The sequence below is a fragment of the Halorubrum saccharovorum DSM 1137 genome (genome assembly GCF_000337915.1).
In the GTDB taxonomy this organism is placed as follows: domain Archaea; phylum Halobacteriota; class Halobacteria; order Halobacteriales; family Haloferacaceae; genus Halorubrum; species Halorubrum saccharovorum.
The window spans coordinates 238,602-264,329 of record NZ_AOJE01000070.1; the positions used below are offsets into that span (position 1 = coordinate 238,602).

At 68.8% G+C, this 25,728-nt stretch carries 20 protein-coding genes; 9 read left to right on the plus strand and 11 right to left on the minus strand.

Annotated elements, in window-relative coordinates; genetic code table 11:
* Positions 1 to 35: 35 nt before the first annotated feature.
* From C471_RS15510 to C471_RS15520, 3 genes are read left to right on the plus strand one after another with little or no spacing between them, the layout of a single operon-like run.
* Complete coding sequence (locus tag C471_RS15510; RefSeq protein ID WP_004050622.1) at positions 36 to 1,112, plus strand: metal ABC transporter substrate-binding protein; 1,077 nt, start codon at positions 36 to 38, stop codon at positions 1,110 to 1,112.
* Positions 1,109 to 1,888 (plus strand): metal ABC transporter ATP-binding protein, encoded by a 780-nt coding sequence (locus C471_RS15515; protein WP_004050624.1) that lies wholly within the window; start codon positions 1,109 to 1,111, stop codon positions 1,886 to 1,888. Before C471_RS15510 ends, C471_RS15515 begins: the two co-directional genes overlap by 4 nt.
* Positions 1,885 to 2,889: a metal ABC transporter permease gene (locus tag C471_RS15520; RefSeq protein WP_004050626.1), complete on the plus strand. Its 1,005-nt coding sequence runs from the start codon at positions 1,885 to 1,887 to the stop codon at positions 2,887 to 2,889. The genes C471_RS15515 and C471_RS15520 overlap by 4 nt, the downstream gene beginning before the upstream one ends.
* Here the strand turns inward: C471_RS15520 and C471_RS15525 are convergent.
* Positions 2,886 to 5,384 (minus strand): efflux RND transporter permease subunit, encoded by a 2,499-nt coding sequence (locus tag C471_RS15525; RefSeq protein ID WP_004050628.1) that lies wholly within the window; start codon positions 5,382 to 5,384, stop codon positions 2,886 to 2,888. The two genes, C471_RS15520 and C471_RS15525, sit on opposite strands and share 4 nt — an antisense overlap.
* Before the next feature lie 87 nt (positions 5,385 to 5,471).
* Positions 5,472 to 7,196 carry a COG1361 S-layer family protein gene (locus C471_RS15530; protein WP_004050630.1) on the minus strand — a complete coding sequence of 575 codons (1,725 nt, stop codon included), beginning with the start codon at positions 7,194 to 7,196 and terminating at the stop codon, positions 5,472 to 5,474.
* 193 nt (positions 7,197 to 7,389) lie between these two features.
* Here C471_RS15530 and C471_RS15535 point away from each other — a divergent pair, with 193 nt between their 5' ends.
* The gene (locus C471_RS15535; protein WP_004050631.1) at positions 7,390 to 8,052 is read left to right on the plus strand and encodes a TetR/AcrR family transcriptional regulator; all 663 of its coding nucleotides are present in this window, start codon (positions 7,390 to 7,392) and stop codon (positions 8,050 to 8,052) included.
* 99 nt (positions 8,053 to 8,151) lie between these two features.
* On the opposite strand, the gene C471_RS15540 is transcribed toward C471_RS15535, so the two are convergent.
* Positions 8,152 to 8,853: an HD domain-containing protein gene (locus tag C471_RS15540; RefSeq protein ID WP_004050633.1), complete on the minus strand. Its 702-nt coding sequence runs from the start codon at positions 8,851 to 8,853 to the stop codon at positions 8,152 to 8,154.
* 159 nt (positions 8,854 to 9,012) lie between these two features.
* The gene (locus tag C471_RS15545) at positions 9,013 to 10,452 is read right to left on the minus strand and encodes a DUF7289 family protein (RefSeq protein WP_004050635.1); all 1,440 of its coding nucleotides are present in this window, start codon (positions 10,450 to 10,452) and stop codon (positions 9,013 to 9,015) included.
* A gap of 163 nt (positions 10,453 to 10,615) precedes the next feature.
* On the opposite strand from C471_RS15545, the gene C471_RS15550 reads away from it, so the two are divergent.
* Complete coding sequence (locus tag C471_RS15550; protein WP_004050637.1) at positions 10,616 to 11,608, plus strand: cation diffusion facilitator family transporter; 993 nt, start codon at positions 10,616 to 10,618, stop codon at positions 11,606 to 11,608.
* 79 nt (positions 11,609 to 11,687) lie between these two features.
* Positions 11,688 to 12,398 (plus strand): YqjF family protein, encoded by a 711-nt coding sequence (locus C471_RS15555; RefSeq protein WP_004050639.1) that lies wholly within the window; start codon positions 11,688 to 11,690, stop codon positions 12,396 to 12,398.
* A 19-nt stretch (positions 12,399 to 12,417) separates the two neighbouring features.
* On the opposite strand, the gene C471_RS15560 is transcribed toward C471_RS15555, so the two are convergent.
* From C471_RS15560 to C471_RS15570, 3 genes are all read right to left on the minus strand, one after another.
* On the minus strand, positions 12,418 to 13,725 hold the full coding sequence (locus C471_RS15560) for a Glu/Leu/Phe/Val family dehydrogenase (protein ID WP_004050641.1): 1,308 nt from the start codon (positions 13,723 to 13,725) through the stop codon (positions 12,418 to 12,420).
* Positions 13,726 to 13,894: 169 nt separating this feature from the next.
* Positions 13,895 to 15,046 carry a hypothetical protein gene (locus C471_RS15565; protein ID WP_004050644.1) on the minus strand — a complete coding sequence of 384 codons (1,152 nt, stop codon included), beginning with the start codon at positions 15,044 to 15,046 and terminating at the stop codon, positions 13,895 to 13,897.
* Positions 15,043 to 16,272 (minus strand): capsule polysaccharide biosynthesis protein, encoded by a 1,230-nt coding sequence (locus C471_RS15570; RefSeq protein WP_004050646.1) that lies wholly within the window; start codon positions 16,270 to 16,272, stop codon positions 15,043 to 15,045. Before C471_RS15570 ends, C471_RS15565 begins: the two co-directional genes overlap by 4 nt.
* 238 nt (positions 16,273 to 16,510) lie before the next feature.
* On the opposite strand from C471_RS15570, the gene C471_RS15575 reads away from it, so the two are divergent.
* A complete protein-coding gene (locus C471_RS15575; protein WP_004050648.1) occupies positions 16,511 to 16,975 on the plus strand; it encodes a PH domain-containing protein in 465 nt (154 codons plus the stop codon).
* Positions 16,972 to 18,882 carry a PH domain-containing protein gene (locus C471_RS15580; protein WP_004050650.1) on the plus strand — a complete coding sequence of 637 codons (1,911 nt, stop codon included), beginning with the start codon at positions 16,972 to 16,974 and terminating at the stop codon, positions 18,880 to 18,882. The genes C471_RS15575 and C471_RS15580 overlap by 4 nt, the downstream gene beginning before the upstream one ends.
* Positions 18,883 to 18,918: 36 nt before the next feature.
* On the opposite strand, the gene C471_RS15585 is transcribed toward C471_RS15580, so the two are convergent.
* Positions 18,919 to 20,064 (minus strand): acyl-CoA dehydrogenase family protein, encoded by a 1,146-nt coding sequence (locus C471_RS15585; protein WP_004050652.1) that lies wholly within the window; start codon positions 20,062 to 20,064, stop codon positions 18,919 to 18,921.
* 178 nt (positions 20,065 to 20,242) lie between these two features.
* On the opposite strand from C471_RS15585, the gene C471_RS15590 reads away from it, so the two are divergent.
* A complete protein-coding gene (locus C471_RS15590; RefSeq protein ID WP_004050654.1) occupies positions 20,243 to 21,310 on the plus strand; it encodes a phytoene/squalene synthase family protein in 1,068 nt (355 codons plus the stop codon).
* Between the two features lie 36 nt (positions 21,311 to 21,346).
* On the opposite strand, the gene C471_RS15595 is transcribed toward C471_RS15590, so the two are convergent.
* The 3 genes from C471_RS15595 to guaB form a co-directional block, all read right to left on the minus strand.
* Positions 21,347 to 23,338: a DEAD/DEAH box helicase gene (locus C471_RS15595; protein ID WP_004050655.1), complete on the minus strand. Its 1,992-nt coding sequence runs from the start codon at positions 23,336 to 23,338 to the stop codon at positions 21,347 to 21,349.
* Between the two features lie 81 nt (positions 23,339 to 23,419).
* Positions 23,420 to 24,013 (minus strand): HalX domain-containing protein, encoded by a 594-nt coding sequence (locus C471_RS15600; protein ID WP_004050657.1) that lies wholly within the window; start codon positions 24,011 to 24,013, stop codon positions 23,420 to 23,422.
* 133 nt (positions 24,014 to 24,146) lie between these two features.
* Positions 24,147 to 25,634: an IMP dehydrogenase gene (gene guaB, locus C471_RS15605; RefSeq protein WP_004050660.1), complete on the minus strand. Its 1,488-nt coding sequence runs from the start codon at positions 25,632 to 25,634 to the stop codon at positions 24,147 to 24,149.
* Positions 25,635 to 25,728 lie beyond the last annotated feature (94 nt).

Genomic DNA, 25,728 nt, shown 5'->3' on the forward strand with positions numbered 1-25,728 from the left:
GAAGTATATTATACACTCCCGATCTAAATAACGGTATGCACACAGACGCGAACGGTTCGTCGACCGTCTCTCGGCGTCGGTTCGCCTCGATCGGCGCCGGCGCTCTCGCGGGAGGACTCGCCGGCTGCACCGGGAACGCGGCCGACACGGGCTCGGCGGGTGACGGATACGGTACCGGCGACGGCGACGGCGACAGCACCGGCGACGGCTACACCGTCGTCGCCTCGTTTTTCACGTTCTACGACTTCGCCGACTCGCTCGCCGAGGGGACCGACATCGCGGTCGAGAACCTGGTCCCGACCGGGCTCCACGGCCACGGCTGGGAGCCGGACCCCTCGATTCAGCGTCGGATCACCGACGCCGACGCCCTCGTCCACGTCGGGCCGGACTTCCAGCCGTGGGTCGACCGCGCCATCGACGCGCTCGCGGCCGAGACGACCGAGACCGAACTGATCAACGCCCGCGAGGGCGTCGACCTCATCGACCTGGCCGATTCGCTCACGGAAGAGGAGGCGGTCGAGGACGCGAAGGACCCGCACTTCTGGCTCGACCCGCGGCGCGCGAAGGTCGCGGTCGCGAACCTCGCCGACGGGCTCGCTGGCGTCTCTCCCGACCACGAGGCGACGATCCGTGAGAACGCCGCCGCCCTCGACGAGGAGCTCGACGCCCTCGACGAGGAGTGGAACGCCGTCTTCGACGCGGCCGAGCGCGACGTGGCGTTCCTCGCCGCGCACAACGCCTTCGGCTACGTCTCGGAACGCTACGGCGCGACGATCGAGCCGCTGGTGGTGAACCTCGCGGCCAGCAACGACGTTCGGCCGGCCGACATGCAGCGAGCGCAGGACACGATCGCCGCGAACGGCATCCGCCACATCGGCGCCGCCGTCTTCGAGCCGATACGGCCGGCGCGCCAGCTCTTAGAGCAGACCGACGTGACGGCCTACTTCCCCGTGACGCCGTACGCGGGGACCGCGGAGTCGTGGGTCGAGCGGGGGTGGGGGTACTTCGACATCGCTCGCGAGGTGAACCTCCCGACGTTCCGGATCCTGCTCGGCATCGACGACCCCGAGGACGTGACGTTCGCCGACTACGGCCGGAACTTCCAGCCATGAGCGGGGAGCCCGCGCCGACCGACGCCGCCCGGACCCCCCTCGTCGAGGCCCGAGACCTCACGTTCGGATACGCCGCCGTCCCGGTGGTCGAGGACGTGGACCTCCGGGTCGAGCGCGGCGAGTACGTCGGGATCGTGGGACCGAACGGCTCCGGAAAGAGCACGCTGCTCCGGCTTCTCTTGGGACTTCACGAACCCGATTCGGGGTCCGCCGAACTGCTCGGTCACCCGGCCCGGGCGTTCGCGGAGCGCGAGCGCGTCGGCTACGTCGCACAGGACGTGACGGAAGACGAGAAGCGGATGCCGATCACGGTGAGCGAGGTCGTCCTGATGGGTCGGTTCCCGCACGCCGGGTTCGGCCGGGTGACGGCGGACGACCGCGAGCGCACTCGCGAGGCGCTTCGGACGGTCGGGATCGAGCACCTCGCCGACCGCAAGATCACCGCGCTCTCGGGCGGCCAGCGCCAGCGGACCTACATCGCCCGGGCGCTCGCGGGCGAGGCGGAGCTGCTCGTGCTCGACGAGCCGACGGTTGGCGTCGACGCCGAGTCGGTCGAGGCGTTCTTCGAGCTCCTCGACGGGCTCGTCGACGACGGGATGACCGTCCTGCTGGTCGAACACGACATCGGCGCCGTCATCGAGCACGCCTCCCGGGTGGTCTGTCTCAACCGCGAGGTGTACTTCGACGGCGACCCGACGGCGTTCGCCGACAGCGACGCGCTCGATCGGGCGTACGGGACGAACGTCCGGCGCGAGGAGGGAGGGATCGTCACGTGACGCCGCTGGTGTCTGTTTCGGTCGCGCTGATCTCCCTCCTCTCCGCCCCCTACGGACTCCTCGCCCGGCTCGTCGGACTGTGGAGCGACGGGCTCGGCTGGCTCGGCGAGCGGCTGGGGATCGCGATGTTGGAGTACGTGTTCATGCACCACGCGTTCCTCGTGGGCGCGCTCATCGCGGTGATGGCGCCGCTGATCGGCACGTTCCTCGTTCACCGCCAGCTCGCGCTGATCGGGGACGCGCTCGCGCACACCGCGTTCGCGGGCGTCGCCGTCGGGCTGTTCGTCAACTCGCTGCTCGGCACCGGGATCTCCCCGTACGTCACGGCGATCGTCGTCGCCGTGATCGCGGCGCTGGCGATCGAGCTGATCTCCGAGGCCACCGACGCGTACAACGACGTATCGATGGCGATCGTGCTCTCGACGGGGTTCGCGCTCGGGGCGGTCCTCATCAGCCTGAACACCGGCGGGCTCGCGGTCGGCATCAACCAGTACCTCTTCGGGAACCTCTCGACGGTCTCGCGGGAGAACGCCGTCCTGTTGGTCGTCCTCTTCGCCGTCGTCGCGCTGGTCGTCACGGTCACCTACAAACAGCTGCTGTACGTGACGTTCGACGAGACGGCCGCCCGCGTCGCCGGCGTCAACGTCCCGTGGTACAACCGCCTGATGACGACGCTGACCGCGCTCGTCGTCGTCGGCGCGATGCAGATCATGGGCGTCATCCTCGTCGCGGCGATGCTCGTCGTCCCCGTCGCGGCCGCCGCCCAGCTCGCCCGCGGGTTCCGCGAGGCGCTGCTCGCCTCCGTCGTGCTCGCGCAGATCGCCGTGCTCGCCGGGATCACGATGTCGTTCCACTACAACACGACCGCCGGCGGCACCATCGTCCTCGTCGCGGTCGCGGTCTACATCCTAGCGGTGCTCGCCGGGAAGGCGCAGTCGCGGCGAGCCGGGGACGAGATCCCCGAGCGCGCCGACGCGACTGAGAAGTCGACGAGCGACTAGTCCGCCCGTTCGCCCGTCGACTCGCGGAGGCCGCCGTCGAGTCCGAGCCCGACCCGATCCCCGTACCGGTCCCAGACGACGACGAGCGAGGGGACGAGCAGGATCGAGCAGAGGTACGCGTACAACACGCCCAACGCGAGCAGCAGGCCGAAGTCCTGCAGGAGGGGGATCACGGCGAGCCAGAGGACGCCGAGCCCGCAGACGGTCGTGAGCATGCTCCCGGTGAGCGCGCCGCCGGTGCCGGCGATGGTGATGTCTAACGCCTCGTCGACCGCGTGTCCCGCCTTGTACTCGTCGACGAACCGGTGGACGAAGTGGACGGTGTAGTCCACGCCGAGCCCGATCGACACCGAGAGGATCGGCGCGTTGATCGGCGTCAACGGGATCGAGAACAGCCGCATCGACCCCACTAACAGCCCGACCGTGACGAGCACGGGCACGAGGTTGAGCAGACCGTACACGGCCCTCCCCTCCAGGTAGGCGTACGAGAGGGCGAGGAAGATCGCCGTGAGCGCGAACGCGGCGATCAGGCTCCGGATCGCGGACTCGGTGAGCCGGTCGATCACGGCCTCGTTGACGACGAGGCTCCCGGTCGGCACCGCTTCGAGGGGAGTGCGTTCGGCGAGCTCGCGCACGTCCGCGACCGCCTCGGAGTTGTCGACGCCGGGGCGGATCGTGTAGTCGATCCGCGCGCTCCCGCGGTCGTCCGCGAGGTAGCCGCGGGCCTGGCCTCTGGCCGGCGAGTCGAGCAGCGCCTCGTACACCTCGTCGACGTTGCGGTCGGGCACCCCGGTCCCGAGCCGGTCGTTGCGGTTGACGACGGCGGCGAACTCGGGGTCTCGCGCCGCCCGATCCTCGATGACGGTGACGACGCTGGTCGAGGCCGCCCGCCGCTCCTCGGTCGTCTCGAAGGTGTCTGGCGGGTTGCGCGTGGTCCGGTCGATCAGCTCCAGGGCGTCGTCGTCTCTCACCGACTGGTCGACGTACAGCGTCACGCTCCCGACGAACCCCTGCTCGAACTCCTCCTCGAACAGCGTGAGCACCCGCAGGAACGTGTAGTCGGTCGGCGCGAACGGCTCCGGGAGGTTCGAGTACGTCTCCAGCCGGTCCTCGTTCGGGAAGAACGCCTCCTCGGAGAACTCCGTGTTCACCCCGGTACCGTACGCGCCCCCGATCGCGCCGCCGACGAGGAGCAGGACGACGACCGCGACCGGTGCGACCCGCGAGAGGTCGACGCCGACGCGCAGCGCGCGCCCGAGCCGCGACCCGCCCGAGCCGAGCGGGGTCGTCCCGAACGCTGGGATCGGGAGCCGATCGCGCCAGCGGTCCGCGAGCACCTTCGCGGCGGGGAGGAAGATCCCGAAGATGACGAGCGTGAACGTGATCCCGGCGGCGGCGACGATCCCGAAGTCCCGGTTGGGCTCGAAGGGGCTGGCCACGTTCGAGACGAGCCCGAACACGGTGGTGATCGTCACGAGCAGGAACGCGATGAGCAGCTGGTCGGTCGTCGTTCGCATCGCGGCCGCGATCGAGAGCCCCTCGCCCCGCTCCTCGCGGTACCGGTTGACGATGTGGATCCCGAAGTCGATCCCGACCGCGAGCAACAGCGGGAAGACGGTGACGAGGGAGTCGGAGAACGGAATCCCAGCGTACCCCATGAACCCGAACGTCCACAGCAGCGACAGCAGCAGCGCCGCGAGCCCGATACCCATGTCGATCGGGTCGCGGTAGGCGAACACGAGGAACCCGAGGATGAGAAGCAGCGCCGCGGGGAACACGATGATCGCGGTGTCGCCGAGCAGCGCGGTGATCTCCGACTGCAACACCCCGTCGCCGAAGAGGATCGCGTTGTCGCCGGCGTCGTTGCCCGGCACCGAGTCGACGACCTCGACGCTGCGCGTCTGGAGCCCCGTCACCCGGGCGGTCGTCGCCGCCTCGGGCACGTCGTAGGTGATCCCGACGATCGCGGCGTCGGCGGTCTGGGCGGTCGGGTTGTAGTCGACCGACACCTGCGCCGCGACCGCGCCCGCGGCGTCGGCGTCGTTGATGGCCGTTCGCAGCTCCTGTGGCGTCGCCTCTTCGACTGCGTCGCGGCGCTGTGCGGCGGTCTCAGCGGTCGGGTCGAGCCGGCGGGCGATCGCGTCGGCGTGGCTCGACGTCGATCCCACTCTGAGCGTCGACCGCGACTCCAACCGGTCTTGGGTCTCCAGGATCCGTATCAGCGTCGGCCGAGAGAGCACGTTGTCGTCGGTGACGATCACCTGCGCGGCGGTGGCCGACCCGCCGATAGAGGTCTCGAACTCCTCGTCGATGTCGTCTAACGCCTGCTGGGCCGGGATGTCCTGCGTGAACTGGTCGGCGCCGGCGCTCGTCTCGATCCCGCCGATCCCGCCGACGGCGACGACGCTGATCAGGAGGAAGACGGCGATCACCGTCACCGGCCGCTCCGTGACGAACTCGTCGACGCGCTCGACGGCTCGGTCGGCGGCGGTCACGGTCGCCTCCGGCGGTCGAGCCGTGGTCGGTCAGAAATCGGATGCCGCCGCTCGCGCGGTCGGCCGGGTGTGCGGTCCGTCATCGGGTTACCGCCGCCGGTACCAGACGACCGCGCCCGCGCCGGCGACCACGACGAGCAGGCCGACGACGAGCGTGCCGATCGGGAGCCCGCCGTCGTCGGCGGCCTCGGTCACCTCGACCGGGTACTGGGTCACGTCCGAGATCCGGTCGTTGCCCCGCTCGTCGTCGTACCGGAAGTCGAGCTCGATCGGGTGCGTCTCGACGCTGGCGCCGGGGGCGGCCGACACCTCGAACCAGATCTCCGTCGACTCGCCGGGTTCGAGCTCGTCGACGAACGCCTCGTCGTTGGGGGCCGAAAGCGGGCTGTCGGCGTACAGCCCCGCGTTGATCGACGAGAGCGTCTCCGGGCGTTGGTTCGTGATCTCGAAGGATATCCGCCGCGTCTCGCCGGCCGGCACCGTCGTGTTGTCGGCGACGAGGTCGAACTCGGGCTGGCGCGGCGCGACCTCGATCCGGCGGGTCTCGTCGATCGCGATCGTCGAGTCGCCGCTCTCGTACTCGGTCGTGAACCGGAACTGCCGCGGGCCGGGGTCGGCGTTCCCGTTCACGTCCGCGTCGAAGGAGAACTCGACCGACTCGCCGGCCTCGATATCCGGGAGCGCGTACCGGCTCTCACCCAGGCTCACCCGCTGGCTCTGGGGGTCCGCGACCAGCACCGCGTCGTCGACGTCGAGCGGGCCCTCGTTCGCGAGCGTCCCCGAGACGGTGCCCGAGTAGCCGACTTCGAGGGTGCCCTCCACGTCCTCGACCGAGAAGGACTGCTCGGGGGCGGGGACGACGCCCGCCCGCGAGGGGGCCGCCGTCTCCTCGATCCCGTCGCGGTCGCGGTAGTCAACCGTCGAGACGAACGCGTACGCCCCGCCGCCGAAGTCCGGAGAGACGGTGGAGTCGAACGTCACGGTCCGGTTCTCGCCGGGCTCCCAGTTCCCGACGAACGTCTCCCCGCTGCCGTCGCTGCCGAGCACGGCGCCGCTCCCGGTCGTGGTCCCGGTGACGACCGCGTCGCGGGCGACCTCGTCCCCGACGTTCTGAAGCGTCGCGGTCACGTCGCCGCTCCCGCCGACCTGCGCGTCCGTCTCGGTGTCGAGGATCGCGAACCGGGCGCCGTCGTCGACGACGACCGTCAGGTCGAACTCGTCGCTCCCGCGGGTGTCCTTGTGGTTGTTGAACTGCGGGACCACCTCGAAGGTGTACCGGTAACGGGCGGTCACCTCGACCTCGTACCGCCCGTCGGGCACGTCGTCGGGGACCGTGACGTCGAGCGGGACCTGAACGGGACTCGCGTCGGTCCGCACGTCGCCCACCACCGTCGTGCCGTCGCCCACCTCGATGGGCACGTCGCCGTCGTCGACCTCCAGCGTGAGCCCCCGGGCGGTCGTCACGCGCGGGTCGAGGTCGTTGCCCATCTCCATCTCGCCCGTGTTGAGGATGTCGACCGTGACGGTGGACTCGGCCCCGCTCGGAACGGTCCCCTGAGAGAGGAACAGGTCGAGCACCGGTGAGCCGCGGACCTGCCGTCCGTCGGCCTGTGCGACGGCGTCGCCCCCGACCGCATCGCCGCCGATCGCGCTACTGCCGGCCGCATCGCTTCCGACCAGCGTCGCCTGTCCGCGGTCGAGCGCGTCCCCGGACCCGGGTGCGGCAGCACCGGAGAGCGCGACGCCCGCGACGAGCGCTCCGGCCGCGACGAACGCGAGCGTCAGCGTCGCGATCCGCGTCGGCCGGCCCATCTTCGGCCGGCTCATCTCCGCACCCCGACACCGGGGCGACGGTGGCTCCCGTGATCCGCGCCGCGGCGACCACCGGCCCGTCCGCCGACCGCGTCGAGTCGAGTCATACGTTCGTGTCGGACGCATTCAACATAAGCGTGCTGAATGAACGTTCAATCAAGAGAGCTATAACCACGGCCGGGATAGGTCGCGTATGAAGGACCCGTTCGCAGAGCCGGCCGACACTCGGCAGGCCATCCTCGGCGCGGCGTTCCGCGCGCTCTGCGAGCACGGGTACGCCGATCTCACGATAAAGCGCATCGGCGAGGAGTTCGACAAGAGTCCCTCGCTCGTCTACCACCACTACGACGGGAAAGACGAGTTGTTAGTCGACCTGCTCGGCTTCCTGCTCGACGGCTTCGAGGCGTCGGTCTCCGAGGGCGCGTTCGACATGGCGCCCCGAGAGCGCCTCGACACCTACGTCGCGGCGACGACCGACCCGAACTCGATACCCGGCGAGTACGGTCCCGACGGTCGGTTCATGACCGCCATCGTCGAACTCCGCGCGCAGGCCGCGACCGACGACGCCTACCGGGACCACTTCGACCGCAGCGACCGAGTGTTCGGATCGTTCCTCGAACGCACGGTTCGGGAGGCGGCGACCGAAGTCCAAGAGGGGGCGCGGGGCGAAGAGCGAGCCGACGCGACCGCCGACCCTGTCCCGCCCGCCGAGGTCGCGTCGGCGCTCCAAACGCTCGCGGTCGGCGGCATGTTTCGCTGGACGACCACGACCGACGACGAGTGGGCCGACGACACCCGGAGGGGGATCCGTCGGCACCTAGAGCTGGTGCTCCCGAGGGTCGATACCGACGGCTGAGTGGAGACGCTGACAGTCCCGGAAGACGCACGGAAAACGCACGGAAGACGCACTGAAGAGCCCGAAAAACCCGAAAACACCCGAACCGAAGGAAGACGATCAGCGGTCGGTAACGCCCTCGGCGTCCATCCGCGAGACCTCCTCTTCGAGCCACTCGCGGAGCCACTTCACCCGCTTGATGCGCTGGTGCGCGATGCTCTCGGCGGTGTCGGAGACGACGCGATCGGTGTGGTCGTGAGCGCGCTGGAGCACCCGGTCGACCATCTTCGCGGAGTCCATGTGGGTCCGCGACTCGTACCCCATCCGGAGCAACATGAGGACGGCGCCGTTCGCGCCGACCTTGTCGAGCACGTCGGCCTCGATCAGACACCGGCTCTCCAAGGGGACATCCGCGAGATCGCCGGTGTACGAGTGTTCGACGACCACGCTGCACACCTCATCGATAAACGACTCCGGGTAGTTGCCGCGGCTCTGCAAGTACTCGCGAGCGACCCGCGCGCCGGCCTCGGCGTGAACGTCCTGTTCGGCCTCCAACTTCGCCACGTCGTGGAACACCGCGGCCACGCGGACCACGTCCAGGTCGGCGCCCTCGTTTTCGGCGATATCGGTCGCCAGATCGACGACGTTGAGAATGTGGTTGAACCGGTAGTCCGCGGAGTGCCACGGGTACCACCGCATCCGACCGCCGTCCTCCTCGCTCTCGACGCTGGCCGCGAGGTAATCTCTCACAAAGCCCTTCATCTCCTCGAAGTCCTCGTCGCTCACCTCCGTTTCCTTAATCTCGACGCCCACGGGAACCACCTCGGGCGAAAAACTCGTCGTTCATTACCGTAACCGAGGAGCGTTTCGTTCTTAGTCGTTACGACGGGGCCGTTGGCCGTCGATCGTCCGGATCGGTCGCCGATCACGTCGATCTCGCCGGCGAGCGATCGAGTCCGACCTCGGCGGTCACACCCGATCTCACCGGTCGAAGTCGACCTCGACGACGTTCTCGCTCACGTGGAGGTAGGTGATCGAGTTCTGGCCGGCGCCGCCGGCGATCCGGATCTCCACCTCGGCGAGGTCCGGGTCGTACTCGACACTCGCACTCCCGCCGGTCTCCAGCGTTCTCGTCACGAACGCTCCCCGAAGTGCCGGGTTCCCCTTCGTGACGACATCGGCGTTCGGCGCGTAGACGATCGCCTCGATCGTCGGAGTCCCGTCCCCTTGACTGCCGTCAAGGAAGCCTTCGTTGACGTAGAACTGGTTCCGCTTGGCTTCGATATCGCCGTTCGCCGTTCCGACGTATCCGTCCCCTTGGAAGTCGAGCGACCCGTTGACGTAGTATTTGACGCCGTTGTCACTGCCGTCGACGACAGTGAGTTCGCTGTTTCCAACGTCGAAGTCGCCGTCGACGACGACCGTAATATTTCCGTCGGTCGCGTTGAAGTCCAGGTCGCCGTCGACCGTCGCGTCTCCGTTGATAAAGTAGGTGCCCGCACGGAGGGTGCCGCAGTTATCGAACCCGGATGAGGTCACACACGACGTGTTGTCGTTGTCGTCGGCCGCCGACTCTATCGAACTCTCGATGAGCGGACCGGGCGAGGGGCTGGAGACACCTTCAACGTACTCCGACTCGCTCAGTTCACCCTTCCAGCTCCCCTTATGTGAGTAGCCGTCGGGCTGGCCCACCGTGAGCGTCCGGTCGAAGCTCACCTCGTCCGGCACGACCAGTCTGGCGGTCACCGTCCGGTTCGCGTCGTCCTTCGTCACGGTGCCGTCGGCGCGTCGGGTGAAGAAGTCGTACCACCCCTCGTAGTAGTCGCTCTGGACCTCGACGACGACCGTCCCGTTCCGGAGCGGGTTCGCGGTCTCGATGGCGTTGGAAGCGCTCGCGTTCTGGCGGACCACTCCGGTCCCGCTCGCGGGCGACGACCCGTCTCTGGTCAGGCGAACGATCGGGAAGGTGAGCGTCTCATCGCGGTAGTGGTACTCCGGCGGCGAGATCATCCGCCCGCGACCGCCCTCTGTCGCCCAGACGCCGCCGCCCTGCATCGCGATGGTCCGCTGGTCGCCGACGTACTCCAGCGCCCCGATCGACCCGTTGTACGGGGTGGTGGTGTCGGTCCCGTTCTCGATCCGCACCTCGACGCGCCCCGCGCTCTCGTTGAGGCGGAGCTGGCCGCCGTCGACGGAGCCGAGGTCGAACCGGCGCGCGTCCGTCTCGCCGAGCGCGACGAGGCTCGACTGGGAGCTGAGCTGCGACATCCCGTTCTCCACGCTCGCCGAGCGGGCCTCGTCGGTGACCAGCCCGAGCGCCGCGCTCCCGGTCGTCACCGTCACCGCCACGGCGCCGATCGTGATCGCCAACAGGAGCACGACCCCGATCACCTCGCTTTGGCCGCGCTCGTCGCGATTCATGTGATTCCATTGGTCGCCGAGATATTTAAGCTCCGACCGCCGACAATCAGTTCTGATACCCCACGGCCGAGGCGACGCTCGGATCGCCGCCGTGCCACCACGGCCCGATCGGCGCGCTCCGGACGACGAGGTTCTTAAGGTCGGGCGGTGACGACCGACACGTATGTTGGGGCCCTGGGGGAACGGCGAGAAGGCGCGGTTCCAGCGGGCCGCGGGAGTGAACGTCGTCGGCAACGCGGTGAAGATCGCCGTCGAGGGCGCGGTCGGCGTCTACTTCGGGAGCGTCGCGCTGGTGGCCGACGCCGCCCACTCCGTCGCCGATCTGGTCGCCAGCGCGGTCGTGTTCGTCTGGGGCGGGTCCCGGTACGACGCCGCCGACGAGACCCACCCACACGGCCACCAGCGGATCGAGCCGCTGACCGCGCTACTCGTCGGCGCGACGATCGTCATTCTCGGGCTCTTACTGCTCCGCGAGTCGGTCCGCGGCGTGATCGGCGCCCACAGCCCGCCGCGGCAGAGCCTCCTCCTCATCGGGGCCCTGCTGTTCGCGATGGCCGACATGTACCTGTTGTACTGGTACACCGAGCGGGTGAACGCCGACCTCGGATCGACCGCGCTCGACGCGCTGGCCGTGGACTGTCTCAACGACATCTACACCACGATCGCCGCCCTGGTCGGCGTGTTCGGCGTGTTCCTGAACGTCCCGATCCTCGATCCGATCGCGGGGGCGCTCGTCAGCGTGCTCGTCGTCTACCAGGGGGTCGAGATCGCCCGCGAGAACGTCACGTATCTCGTCGGCGCGGCGCCGCCCGCGTCCGACCGCGAGCGCGTCATCGCCGCGCTCCGCGAGAACCCCGCCGTCGAGGGGATCCACGACCTGACGGTGTACTACGACGGAACCGACCTCGAGGTCGAGGTCCACGTCGAGGTCGACGGGGAGATGACGCTTCGGGAGGCCCACGACATCGAGACGGAACTGGTCACGGGGCTCCGGAACTTGGAGGACGTGGGCGACGTTCACGTCCACCTCGACCCCTCGGGCGTCGGGGAGTGGAAGGACGCCGCTGACGGCGGCGACGGGAGAAGCGACGGCGGGAGAAGCGGCGACGAGAGGAACAGCGGCGGGAGAATCGACGGCGGCGGTGACCAGGACTAGCGCGTTGGGGCGACCCGTTTCGGCCCGTGCCAGCCCACCCCAGCGTGCGGGTTATCCCGCCGGCGCCCCTACCGATCGTATGCTCGAACGGCGCTGGCTGGAGATGACGTGGCGTGACGGGCTGTTCTGTCACTGGCCGATCGATCCCGCCGTCGTCTCCGAGACGCTGCCCGACCGGCTCTCGGTCGCCGCTCACGAGGGTGACGCGTATCTGAGCGTCGTCGCCTTCGTGATGGACGACATCCGCCCGCGCGGAGCGCCCGTCGGACTCTCGTTCCCGGAGCTCAACCTCCGAACGTACGTCGAGGGGCCCGACGGTCCGGGGATCTACTTCTACAACCTCGACGCGGACGACCGGATCGGCGTCGCGGTCGCGCGTCGGCTGTTCGCGCTCCCGTACTACCGCGCGGAGATGGACGTGTCCCGCCCCCCGACTGCCGACCGCCCCGGAGGCGCAGGCGACCCGATACGGTTCACAAGTCGCCGGTCCCACCCCGGCGTTCCGCACGCCCGGTTCGACGCCACCTACGAGCCGACGGGCGAGGCGTTCGCCGCCGAGCCGGGGTCGCTCGACGCCTTCCTCGCCGAGAACTACCGGTTCTACGCGGCCGGGAACCGGCTGTACCGCGGGGAGATCGCGCACGAGCCGTGGACGCTGCGCGAGGCGACCGCCGACATCCGGGCGAACACCCTGTTCGAGGCGAGTGGCTTCGAGCGGCCCGACGGCGACCCGATCGTTCGCTACGCGGAGCCGGTCGAGGTGGGTGCGGACCGGATCCGCTCGGCGTGAGGTAGGGGCGAGTCGCCGTTCACGGGAACAGCCCGCGGTACTCGTGGGCGCTCGCGGTGCGTTCGAGCGCGAGCGTGTACGCGGCGGTCCGGAGGTCCGGAAGCCCCTTCTGGTCGTACTGGTCGATCGTCTGATCGAAAGCCGTACCGATGCGGCGCTCCAGTTCGGCGTTGACGGTCTCAAGCGGCCAGGAGAACTCCTGCGCGTTCTGGACCCACTCGAGGTACGAGACGATGACGCCGCCGGCGTTCGCGAGGATGTCGGGGACGACCTGGATGTCCCGCTCGGTGAGCACCTCGTCGGCGGCGACGGTCGTCGGGCCGTTGGCCGCCTCGACGATCGCGGAGGCCCGCAGGTCGTCGACGTTGTCCTCGGTGATGACGCCCTCGATCGCAGCGGGGATCAACACGTCCACGTCCAGCGTCAACAGCTCCTCGTTCGGGATCGCGTCCGGGTCGTCCCACTGGTTCCCCCCGCCGGTTCGCCGGTCCTCGGGCAACGCTCGGGGGTCCCCCGTCACGTACTCCTCGATCAGCCCGCCGGCGTCGACGTGAGCGCCCAGCGCCGCCACGTCGAGTCCGTCGGGGTCGTAGGCGGCGGCGCTCACGTCGGAGGCGGCGACGATCCGCGCACCGGACTCGTCGAGGAGCCGAGCCGCATGCGACCCGACGTTGCCGAACCCTTGGATCGCCACGCTGGCGTCGGAGAGGTCGCGGTCGAGGTACTCGAAGAGCCGTTCGGTGACGATGGAGACGCCGCGGCCGGTCGCGGCGACGCGCCCCGGCGTCCCGCCGATCTCCAGCGGTTTCCCGGTGACCACCTGCGGGACGGAGTGCCCCTCGTACATCGAGTAGGTGTCCATCATCCACGCCATCGTCTGCGGGTTCGTGTTCATGTCCGGCGCGGGCACGTCGGTATTGGGGCCGATCATCCGGCGGATCCCCTCGGTGTACCGTCGGGTGAGGCTCTCCAAGTCGTTCTGGGTGAGGTCCTTCGGCTCGCAGACGACGCCGCCCTTCGCCCCCCCGTACGGGAGGTCGACCAACGCCGTTTTCCAGGACATCCACCCGGCGAGCGCCTCGACCTCGCGCTGAGTGACCGACGGGTGGAACCTGACGCCGCCTTTAAACGGACCGCGGGAGCTGTCGAACTGGCAGCGATACCCCTCGAACACCTCGACCTCCCCGGAGTCGAGCTCCACCGGGAGCGTGACCTTGAGCGTGCGCTCCGGGTGTTTGAGCCGTTCGAAGATGCCGTGATCCACGTCGGCGTACTCCTCCGCGCGGTCCATCTGTGCGAGCATGTTCGCGAACGGGTCGTCGGCCATGGTCGGCCCGACTCGTCCCCGGGTCATATCGGTTTCGGCAATTATCGCGTGCGTGAGAGAGTGTCAATCACGCACATCCGCAACGGCGGCGCCTCGCCGGTCTACCCTCTCGCCGGTCTACCCTCTCACCGGTTCGCCCTCTCACCCTTTCCATTCGACCGTCGCTCGGTCACCCGACCGTCCGCCGATCGATCTCCGCGGTCAGTTCGCGCATGAACTCCGCGACGGTGTTCCCCATCAGGTAGACCGGATATCCCTCAGCGAGACACGCGTCGAGGACCCGCTCCGGCGGTTCCGACTCCGGGTGATGGACGAACTCGGCGTCCACGCGCCGTTCCAACAGCTCGGCGTGCGATCCCGCAACGTGGACCGGGCCGATCAGACCGTTCTCCGCGAGCCACGTGAGGTAATGGACGAACGCCGCGGTCCGTCCGGCGCGGTCCCGGCGCGTGTACATGAACGGCGTGATCGTGGTGCCGTCGAGACGGTTGACGAGGAACTGTCTGAGCAGTTCGGTCGACTCGATGTCGTTCATCATCGCCCCGTTCGAGACCAGGCCGCCGCCGTCGAGTCGCTGCCACCCCCACTCGCTCCGGAGTTCGGTGACGAGCGACTCGATCCGAGACGGCGGGAGCGGCTCCAGGTCGAGCGCGCGGAGCGCCTCGTCGACGAGGAGCGCCGACCGGGCGCCGAACACGTCTTCGAACGGGGAGTCCGGACGCGGTTTGGCGACGGTGAACGTGTGGCCCGTCTTCTCGAACTCCCGCCCGAGGTACTCGTTGATGGCGTCGTTCCGATCGCCGCTGATGACGTGTGCGTCCTCCGGGATCGTCCGCGTGAACAACCGGGCGATATCGGTGAGTTCCGCGCCGAGCGTCGACTGGTGGTCGCGGCGGACGTTGAGCAGGAGGACCACCTGCGGATCGAACAGCTCGTTGGCGAGCCGAGTCGTGTACTCTCGGATGCCCTGGTTCTCGGCGACGATCGCGTCGACGGGCGCGTACGTCCGGAGTTCGCGCTCGTTCTCGTAGAGCCGCGTCGGCCCGCTGCGGGAGATCTCGTGCTCGCTGCGGTTCCGGTACGAGAAGGCCTGATTGCCGGTGACCTTCGCGTACGTTTCGAGGTCGCGCGCGACGAGGGCCTCGTTGAGCCAGCGAACGACCGTCGACTTACCGCGCACGCCCGAGACGGTCACGCGATACGGCGTCTGCTCGACGCGCTCGAAGTGCGACCGGCCGCGCCCCGCGACGTGCCGAACGGTCCGTGCGGAGCGGGACAGCGCGCGTCGCAGCCGCGAGAGAACGCCGTCTCGGTCGCTCATCGGTCCTCCTCCTCCGTGTCCGCGACCAGGGGCGAGCCGTCAAGGTCCCCGTCGTCGAGCGAGACGTTGGCGAACACCGACTCGCGGGCGAACGCCGCGGAGTCGGGGATCGACCGCTCGAACCGGTACATCTCGATCAGGGCAAGCCCGACGGCGACGATCCCGAGGAAGGCGGCGGGACTGTAACCCGAGTGAAGGAGGCCCTCGGAGGGGATGTCGACGAGCACGAAGAGGATCCCGTAGAAGAGGGCGAACAGCCCGGCGGAGATCCGAATGTGCGCGGACCGGTTTTTCGGCGCCACGCGATGCAGGTTGTACGCGCCGATGCCGACGAACAGGCCGATGAAAAAGAGGATGATCCCGGGTGCTGAGATCGATTGGAGAACGCCGATGACCAGGACGTACGCCGTGCCGAGGGCGAGCGAAATCGCGAGGAGCACCCTCCCGTAGATGAGCGTCGTCCAGTGGACGTACGAGAGGAGGAAATACACCGCGGTCGCGCCGATGGCGTAGATGACGATCGCGGGGGCGTACCGGACGCTGAACACCGCCAACAGCGGGATGATGATGATCCCAGCGAGGCGGTGATCGTAGCGTTTGCGAACCCCCTCGTAGATGACGATATCCGTGAAGAGGAGCGCGATGGTGATCCGATCCGGGATGATCGTCGGATAGACGCTCCCGTGCGGTTCGATCCCGATCCAGTGAATGGCGTCGCTCGTCGGCAGGGCGAGAATGGCCGGCGTCGGGGACCCGATCTCGGCGAGAACCAGCAACGACGCCGCTCCGACACCCACGAGGAAGAGATATCCCACACCCATCGCGATCAGATCGCCGCGACGGTCGTCGGGATTGAGACGCATGACGTTGTACGCGGTAACGCCGGGGAAGATGCTCGCGATCACCTCGGCGTTCTCGAACGAGAGTTGCCCCGGAAAGAGCAGCGAGAAGGCGTATCCGGCGAGTATCGTAGCGATCGCACCGACGGTGACGGACGCCAGAAAGAGGCGGCGGCCGTGGTTGAGCGTGTACTCTCGGAGCAGCCAGAGGGCGATCCACGCGGCGATCGCTCCGATACCGAATATCACCGGGGAGAGCGGCTCACGAAACGTGTAGATGGCGAGTAGCGGGAGAACCATCACGCCGCCAAGTCGGTAGCCTTCGGACTGCGAGAGGAGCGCGACTAGCGTCAGCCCGGCGACCATGATGACGGAAGCGGCGATCATCTGCGACCCCGCCTGTCCGGTCGGTAGACCGATATTAAAATAGGACTGTTTGTATCACCGGTTATCTCATCGAATCGGAACCACACCGTCCCGTCTCGAGCCGGTTCGACCGGTCCGACCGCTGGCCGGTCCGATCGAGCTGCGCTCCGTGACGCGCTCGATGATTTCCGCCCGGACTTATACGTCGGGACCGACAACCACGGCGCATGACACTCGGACGCGCGTCGGGGGTGCGTCGATGACGACGCAGACGCTCCACCCCCGCGTTCAGGTCGTGTGGGTCCTCCGTGCGGTTCTCATCGCCGCGGTGTTGACGGCGCCGTTCGTCGGCGGCGTCTACCTCGATCGGCTCCCGGAGTGGGCGCCGATCGCCGCCGGCGCGGTCTTCCTGGTGCTCGGCGTCGGCCACGCGCTCCTCCGGTACCGCCGCTGGAGCTACGAGATCCGGGAAGACGCGCTGTACCTCGACCGCGGCGTGGTCACGCAGGTCCGGACGACGGTGCCGCTGGTGCGGATCCAGCACGTCGACTCCCGGCGCGGCCCCGTCGAACGCGGCGTCGGACTCGCCTCGTGCGTGGTGTACACGGCCGGCTCCCGCGGCGCGGACGTTCGGATTCCGGGACTCACGCCCGACGGGGCGAGCGATCTCCGCGAGGAGCTGAAGCGACTGGCCATCCGCGCGGACGGGGAGGACGCGGTGTGAAGCTCGCGCCCCAGTCGGTCCCGTACCGCGCGCTCCAGAAGGTGTCCGGGATCGTCGTGGTCCTCTTCTTCGTCGTCAACAACAACCCGGAGTGGGGGCTCGCACCCGCGGCCGCCGTCGCCGGCGCGGTCGTCCTCGCCGCGTTCGCGTACGAGGTCGCGTACTACCGACGGTTCGACTACGAGCTGACCGAGGACACGCTCGACATCTCCTCCGGCGTGATCTCCCGGCGCGAGCGGGAGATCCCCTACCGCCGGATCCAGAACGTCGACGTGAGCCGGAGCGTGATCCAGCGCGCGATCGGCGTCGCCGCGGTGGACCTAGAGACGGCCGGCGGATCCAGTACTGAGGGGTCGATCCGATTCGTCGTCCCCGACGAGGCGACCCGGCTCCAGCGGGAGGTTCAGCGCCGCAAATCGACCGGTTCCGACACGAAAACGGACGGCGAAAGCGCGGATCGACCCGGAAGCGAGGCGAGCGGGCGAACGGACGCCGGGCCGGGCGCTGTCGGTCCCGACGAGGAGGAGCTGTTCGCGATCTCGCCGGGCGAGCTCGCCCTGGTGGGGGCGCTATCGTTCGACGGTCGGCTCATCGGGCTGTTGGCCTTCTTAAGTTCCGGGTCGGTTCCGGTGCTCTCCAGTTTCATTCCGGACGCGTCGGCGGTCGCGCTCACCGCGACCGCGATCGTCGGCGTCGGCGGGCTGTTCCTCGTGTCGTGGGTGCTCGGCGCGGGGATCGCCTTCTCGAACTACTACGGGTTCCGGCTCTCCCGCGCCGGAGACGAACTCCGGTACGAGCGCGGGCTGTTCCGGCGGTACAGCGGCTCGATTCCGACCGAGAAGGTGCAGGCGCTCCGGATCGCCGACAACCCGGCGAAGCGAGCGCTCGGCTACGCGAGCCTCTCGATCGAGACCGCCGGCTACGCCCCCGGCCAGGGCGGCGACCAGGGGAGCCAAGCCGCCGTCCCGATCGCCTCGACCGACCGGGTGTACCGGCTGGCGCGCGAGGTCGAGTCGTTCGGCGAGCCGAGCTTTCACCGCCCGCCCAAGCGGATCCGCTGGCGGTACGCGTTCCGGTACGCGCTCGTCGTGGGCGCCTTCGTGGCGGTCGCGTACGGGGTCAACTGGTACTTCGGCGCCGGAGCCCCGTGGTACGCCCCGGTCGCGCTCCTGCTCGCCGTGCCGCCGGCGGCCCACCTGAAGTGGAAACATCGCGGCTACTGGCTCGGCGACGACCACCTCCTCACTCGGAACGGATTCTGGAGCCGCACGGTCACCGTCGTGCCGTACTACCGGATCCAGAACGTGATCGACACTCGGACCGTCTTCCAGCGCCGCTGGGACGTGGCGACGATCGTGGCCGACACCGCCGGCAGCAGTTCCATCGCCGGCAACGACGCCGCCGCCGTCGACTTCGCGACCGACGAGGCGGTCGACCTCCGCGAAACCCTCCGGGAGCGCCTCCGAGCTTCCGTCGCGGAGCACCGCGATCGACGGGACCGGTTCGAGTGGTTCGCCGGCGACGCGGAGGGGGCCGGTGATGACGGGGAGCCGGCCGGTGAGGGCGACGAGCCGGTCCCCGACACAGCCGGATCGGCTCCTGACGGCGACGAACTGATCCCCGATGCCGACGACGAAGCTTCCTCTGAGGGGGACGACGAGAGACGGTCGGACGTTCCGGACGACGGCGTGATCCGCCCCGATTTCTCGGGAAGCGGTCGCGACTACTCCGAGCCGGCCGAGCGCATCGACACCGGCGAGTACGCGGTGGACCGCAACCCCTCGGACATGGGCGGTGACGGGAGAAACGAAGATGACGAGGGCGGTACGGACAGTGTCGACGACGAGACTGACGACGTCGGCGGCGAGGCCAACGATGTCGACGACGCGAGCGACGATGAGAGATAGCGGGTCGCTCGGGGCGTTCGGCTCGCTCGTGTCGCCCTACTCGTCGAGGAGCTGTTGGGCGATCGTGTTCCGAAGGACCTCGCTGGTCCCCTCGTAGATCTCAGACAGCTTCGCGTCGCGGTAGAACCGCTCGGCGGGGAAGTCCTTCGTGTAGCCGTAGCCGCCGTGGATCTGGATCCCCTCGTTGGCGACCTCACGGGAGATTTCAGAGGCGTACAGCTTCGCCTGTGCGGCCTCCTTGATGTAGTCCTCGCCGCGCATCTTCAGATCGGCCGCCTCGTGCATCAACAGCTCCGCGGCCCGGACCTTCGTGTCCATGTCGGCGAGCTTGTGCTGGATGGCCTGGAAGTCCGCGATGGCGCGATCGAACTGCTCGCGCTCTTGCGCGTACGACTTCGCCTCGTCGAGGGCGGCCCGGGCGATCCCGACCGAGCGCGCCGCGATGGTGATCCGGCCGCCGTTCAGCGTCTTCAGCGCCTGCACGAACCCCTCGCCCTCCTCGCCGAGCCGGCGCTCCTCGGGGATCCACATGTCGTCGAAGCGGAGCTCGGCCGTCGGACACCCCTTGTCGCCGAGCTTGTCTTCGGTCCCCTCCACGACGAACCCGTCGTCCTCCTCGGGACGGACGAGGAACGAGGAGATGCCCTTCCGTCCCGCGTCGGGGTCGGTCTTCGCGAACAGCGTGACCGTGTCCGCGACGGAGCCGTTCGAGATCCAGAGCTTCCCGCCGTTCACCGTGTAGCCGTCGCCGTCGCGCTCCGCAGTGGTCGACATCGCCGGCACGTCCGAGCCCGCCTCGGCCTCCGAGAGCGCGAAGGCGCCGATGTCCTCCCCGGTGTTGAGGGCGGTGAGGTACGCCTCCTTCTGGTCCTCGTCGCCGAACTCGTACAGCATGTTGCCCGCGAGCGACGTGTGGGCGGCGACGACCGTCCCGAGCCCGCCGGAGCCGCGGGCGATCTCCGCGAGCCCGATCGCGTAGCTGTGGTAGTCGAGCCCGGCGCCCTCGTACTCCACCGGGAACGGCATCCCCATGAGCCCGAGATCTGCCATCTCGTCGATCAAGTCGGCCGGGAACTCGTCCGTCTCGTCGATCTCGGCGGCCCGAGGGACGACCTCCTCGTCGACGAACTCCGCGACCGTGTCGCGGATCTGGCGCTGCTCTCCGGAGAGCGTGAAGTCCATGATCGTGGGTGTCCGCACGGCAACTTAGCCGTTTCCACACGATTGTACACGGGTCCGGTGTTGGGCGGATCGCACTGCGGACAGAAACCGGACACCGCGGAGCCGCGACCGCTTCCGGGAGCGCTCCCGTCGTTCCACGAGGCTTTTTATGCGTTGTGCCGTAAGAGTCGGTAACCGAATGAGCGGACGAGCACACGGTCCCGTCGAGCCCGACCTCGAGTGGTGTTACGAGGCGGTGCAGGGCGTCTCCCGGACCTTCGCGCTAACGGTCGACGTGTTGGAGGAACCGATGGCCTCGCACATCTGTGTGGGGTACCTCCTCTGTCGAGTCGCCGATACCGTCGAGGACGCCGGGCACATTCCTCCGGAAGCCCAAAGCGACGTGTTGCGGACGTACCGGCGAGCGATCGACCCCGACGACGACACCGATATCGCGGCGTTCCGCGAGGCGGTCGACGAGTGGCTCCCGGCGCCCGCGGAGCGCAACGACGACTGGGAGGTCGTCGCCGAGGCGCCGACGATCGTGGCGACGTTCGCGGAGTTCGATCCCGAGGCCCGCGACGCGATCGTCCCGCCTGTGGTGGAGATGGTCGACGGCATGGCGATGTTCGTCGATCGGCACGCCACCGAGGGCGGGCTCCGCATCGACGACCGAGACGAGCTGGAGCAGTACTGCTACTACGCCGCCGGCACCGTCGGGAACCTCATCACGAACCTGCTCACCCGCGGCGACATCACTGAGGACCGCGCGCGCCGGCTCCGCGACACCGCCGAGGAGTTCGGGCTCCTCCTCCAGCTCGTGAACGTCTCGAAGGACGTGTACGACGACTACACCGAGGAGAACAACGTCTACCTCCCCGCCGAGTGGCTCGCCGACGAGGGAGTGGATCAAGAGCGCGTCGTCCACCCGGAGAACCGCGAGTCGTCCGCCCGCGTCGTCGACCGGACAGCGGAGTACGCCCGCTCGTTCCTCGACGACGCGCAGGCGTACCTGGAGACGATGCCGCTCTCGAACGGAAACACGATGGAGGCGTGGACCGTCCCGTACCTGCTCGCGGTCGGCACCCTCCGCGAGCTCAGCTCCCGCCCCGAGGACGCACTCACCGAGGCCGGCGTGAAGATCTCTCGGCAGGAGGTGTTCGCGGTGATGTCCGTCGCCGGCGACGCCGGGCGCGACTCCCTCGCGGAGCTCCGACAGACGATCGCTCGGACGCCCTTCCACCGGGCCGTCGAGCCCGCCGACTGACCGGCGTCCCGCTTTCCGCTTTCTCCGTTCACCACGTCACAGCCGCGAGCGCGCCCTCGCCACCGCCGGCACGCGCACGCCGATCGTCTCGGCGAGCGCCTCGGCCGCGCTCAACAGCCACTCGGCGCGCTCGACGCGCGAGTCGAGGTCGCCCGGCCCGATCCGGTACGACTCCACCAGCTCCTCGACGGTCGCGCCGCCGATCCACTCGTCGAGGATACGCGCCGTCTTCACCGACTCCAGCCACTCCTCGAAGTCGTCCGTCTCGTCCATCGCCGTCGTCAGCGTCCCCGCGTTCGCCCGCGCGAACCGGTATATCTCGGCGCGCTCAGCGTTGCCGAGGTAGGTGTCCTGCATGTCGGGCGTGTCGCAGATCACCTCGAAGACGGTGAGCGTCGTCGGGTTCGACATGCCTGCCGCCGTCCGGAGTCCGGAGACGATCCGCTCGGCGGTCTCCGGTCTGACGTACTGCTTCGAAGCCGTCTCTCCGACCGGGGTGGCGATCAGCCGGTACGCCTCGACGCCGCCCTCGCCGGTCTCGCGGCGGACCAGGCCGCCGGAGACGAGGTCGTCGACCGCGACGGCGACGGCGTCGGCCAGCCCGCCGGCGCCGGTCTCCCGGGCGTAAAACGTCCCCTCGAACACGTCGAGGATCTCGGCCTCCGTCTCGGCGAACCCGGTCGCGATCGCCGAGAGGACGTGCGTCCGCAGCGACGCCGGGTCGGCGAGCGTCGACTCGACCGCCTCCGGCTCCCCCTCGACGTACCGCTCGACGAGTTCGGCCTCGGTGTCCCGATCGCCGACGAGGACGGCCTCGCCGTACGGGTCCAATCCCGGTCGGCCGGCGCGTCCGCACATCTGGTGGACCTCGAGCGTGGGGAGCCACTCCATCGCCGACCCCGCGTACCGCTTCTGGTCGCGGACCACGACTCGACGCGCGGGCACGTTGACGCCGGCGGCCAGCGTCGGCGTCGCGCAGATACAGGCGACCTCGCGGTCGCGGAAGGCCTCCTCGACGACCGCCCGGTGGCCGGCCCGCAGGCCGGCGTGGTGGAAGGCAACGCCGGACCGCAGGCAGTCTGCCAGCCGCCGGCCGGTGGCGGTGCCGTCCACGTCGGCAGCCTCGTCGCCCGCGGCCGCGGCGGCCGCTTCGACGCCCAATCGCTCGGCGAGCCCGTCGTCCGCGAGCCGCTCGGCCAGCGCGGCCGCCTCGGTCCGCGACCGGACGAACGCGAGACACTGCCCCCCCTGATCGACCGCGTCGGCGACGAGGGCGGCGGTGATGTCGGTGTCGTCAGGGGGATCGTCGTCACCGGTCCCGTCGTCGTTTCCGCCTCCACTCCCGTCCTCGTCGGCGGCGCCGTCCTCGACCGTTATCGCCGTCCCGTCGTCGAACGTCACCTCCCCGCCGACGGCGACCCCGGTGCGCAGGCTGACGGGTCGCCACTCGGACTCCACGAGGGTCGCGTCCAGCCACTCCGCGATCGCCTCCGGGTTGTCGACGGTCGCGGACAGCGCGACGACCTGTAGCTCGGGGTTCCGCCGACGGAGCGTCGCGAGAGTCACTTCGAGGGTCGGGCCGCGGCGCTCCGCGCCGAGGAGGTGGACCTCGTCGACCGCGACGCAGGCGAGGTCGTCGACCCACGACGCGCCGTTGCGGATCGCGGAGTCGACCTTCTCGCTCGTGGCGACGACCACGTCGTTCCCCGCGAGCGCCTCGCCCGACGCGTCGAAGTCACCGGTCGAGATGGCGGCGTCGACGCCCGGTAGCGCCGCGAACGCCTCGTACTTCTCGCGGGCGAGCGCGCGAAGCGGGCAGACGTACAGCCCGGGGCCGTCCGCGGTCAGCAGCGCCAACTCGGCGATAAACGTCTTTCCGGAGGCAGTCGGCACCGCGGCGACGACGTTCTCGCCCTCACAGACGCCGGCGTCGGCCGCGGCCACTTGGGGCGGATACAGCTCGCTGATCCCCCCATCGGTGAAGTGATCGACGAACCGCTCCGAGAGCGGGAGATCGCGAACGCGCATTCGATCGCGGGTTCGGTCGGATCGTATTTAAAAAGTCGCGCGGCCAGCGTCACTCGGCGTCGTCGTCCGTCGGCGCCGGCATCACTCCCCGGGGTCGGCGTCGAACTCCTGAAACAGCTTCTCGAAGTCGTCGTCGTCGTCGGTCACCGCCTCAAGCGACTGGTCGGCCTGCGACCGGAGCTCGTCGATCCGGTCGGTGAGCCGCTGGTACTCTTCGTTGTCCGCGAGCTCGGTGGCGCTCTTCTCGGTCTCCAGCATCGCCTTCTTCGAGGTCAGCGAGAACAGCTCCTGCATCTCGGTGTCGTACTCTCCGCGTCGAAGCAGTCCCTCGACCGTCTCTCGGAGGGTGTCGCTGGTGACCGGCTTCACGAGATAGTCGTCGAATCCCATCTTCAGGATGTCGAAGTCGGGTTCGACCGCGGTCACCATCGCGACGCGACAGTCGATGCCGCGCTCACGGACCGCGGAGAGGACTTCGTCTCCGGAGAGCCCCGGCATCCGTCGGTCTAACAGGATCGCGTCGACCTTGTTGTCGGCCTCGTCGAGTTCGTCCAGCGCCTCCTGGCCGCCGTACGCAGTCCGGACGCGATACTCGTCGCCGAGCCACGCGGCGTACAGGTCGGCCAAGTCTGGTTCGTCCTCAACCACGAGGACCAGCGACGGTTGCTCACTCATGGATGACCGGAGCGACGACGTGTTCGCTCACACGTTTCGTCTCTCCGCGGACTATATTAAAATACCTCTTCGGGCCCGCGTCACCGGTTCCGGGATCGCCTCGAATCCGGAATGTGATGCCGCTATCGCCGCGTCACTCGTTCGGGCTGTAGTTGGGCGCCTCGTCGGTGATCATCACGTCGTGCGGGTGGCCCTCGGTCTGACCGGCGCTGGAGACGCGGACGAACTCCGCGCGCTCGTGGAGCTCCGGGACGGTCTCGGCGCCGACGTACCCCATCCCGGAGCAGATGCCGCCCGTGAGCTGGTGGAGTTCGGAGGCGAGGCTCCCCTTGTACGGGGTCGCGGCCTCGACGCCCTCCGGGACGAACTCCTCGTCTTCGTTCTCTTCCTTGAGGTAGCGGTCGCCGCCGCCGGACTTCATCGCGCCGACCGACCCCATCCCGCGGTACTGTTTGTACTTCTTCCCCTGCATCGTGATGACGCGGCCGGGGGCCTCGTCGGTGCCGGCGAAGTACGAGCCGAGCATGACCGCGTTCGCGCCCGCGGCGAGCGCCTTGATCGCGTCGCCGGAGTACCGAATCCCGCCGTCGGCGATCACCGGAACCCCGTGTTCGGAGGCCACGTCGGCCACCTGCGAGACGGCGGTCATCTGGGGCATCCCCGCGCCGCTCACCACGCGGGTGGTGCAGATCGAGCCCGGTCCGATTCCGACCTTCAGCCCGTCCGCGAAGTCGACGGCGGCCTCTGCGGCCTCGCGCGTCCCGACGTTGCCGACGACCACGTCGGCGTCGACCGTCTCCTTGATCGCCCGCGCCGAGTCGAGCACGTTGAGGTTGTGGGCGTGCGCGCAGTCGATGAAGATCACGTCGACGTCGGCCTCGTCCGCCGCGATGGCTCGCTCCTCCTCGAAGGGGCCGACCGCGACGCCGGCGAGCAGGCGACCGTCCTCGTCGCGGGCGGCCTCCTCGTGTTCGCGGCGCTGGAGGATCCCCTGCATCGTGACGAGCCCGACCAGCCCGTCGGCGTCGTCGACGATCGGGACGCGCTCGATCTTGTGGTCGTACATCAGTTCCAGCGCCTCGCGGGCGTCGACGTCTTCGGGCGCGGTGATGACCTCGTCGGTCATCGCCTCGCTGACGGCGTCGTCCTCGCCCACTTCCAGGTACGGACGGATGTCCGTTCCCGAGATGATCCCCAAGACCGCGTCGTCCCCGTCGACGACCGGGGCTCCGGAGACGCCCTGACGCTCCATCACGGCGTCGGCCTCGCGAACCGTGTCGTCGGGCGAGACGGTCACGACGTTCTCGCGTCGGATGACGAGTTCGTGCGCGCGCTTGACGCGCTCGACCTCTTCGGCCGTCTCCTCGACGGTCATGTTGCGGTGGAGCACGCCGAGCCCGCCCTCTCGTGCCATCGCGATCGCGAGGTCGCTCTCGGTCACCGTGTCCATCGCCGCCGAGAGGATCGGAACGGTGAGTTCGACGTTCTTCGAGACGCGCGCGGAGAGGTCCGCGTCGTCGGGCTCGACGCGGCTCTCCTTGGGCCGTAAGAGCACGTCGTCGAACGTCAACGCTTCCGGGACATCGAGTTTCGATGAGAATCGACCGGAGTCTGTCGCCATATAAATCGTCGTGAGTCGCTGATAAAAAACGTTGCGAGTCAGCACGGACGTGTACGTCGTTGTCATCCAAGTTCATCTACTATACAAGTTTGTG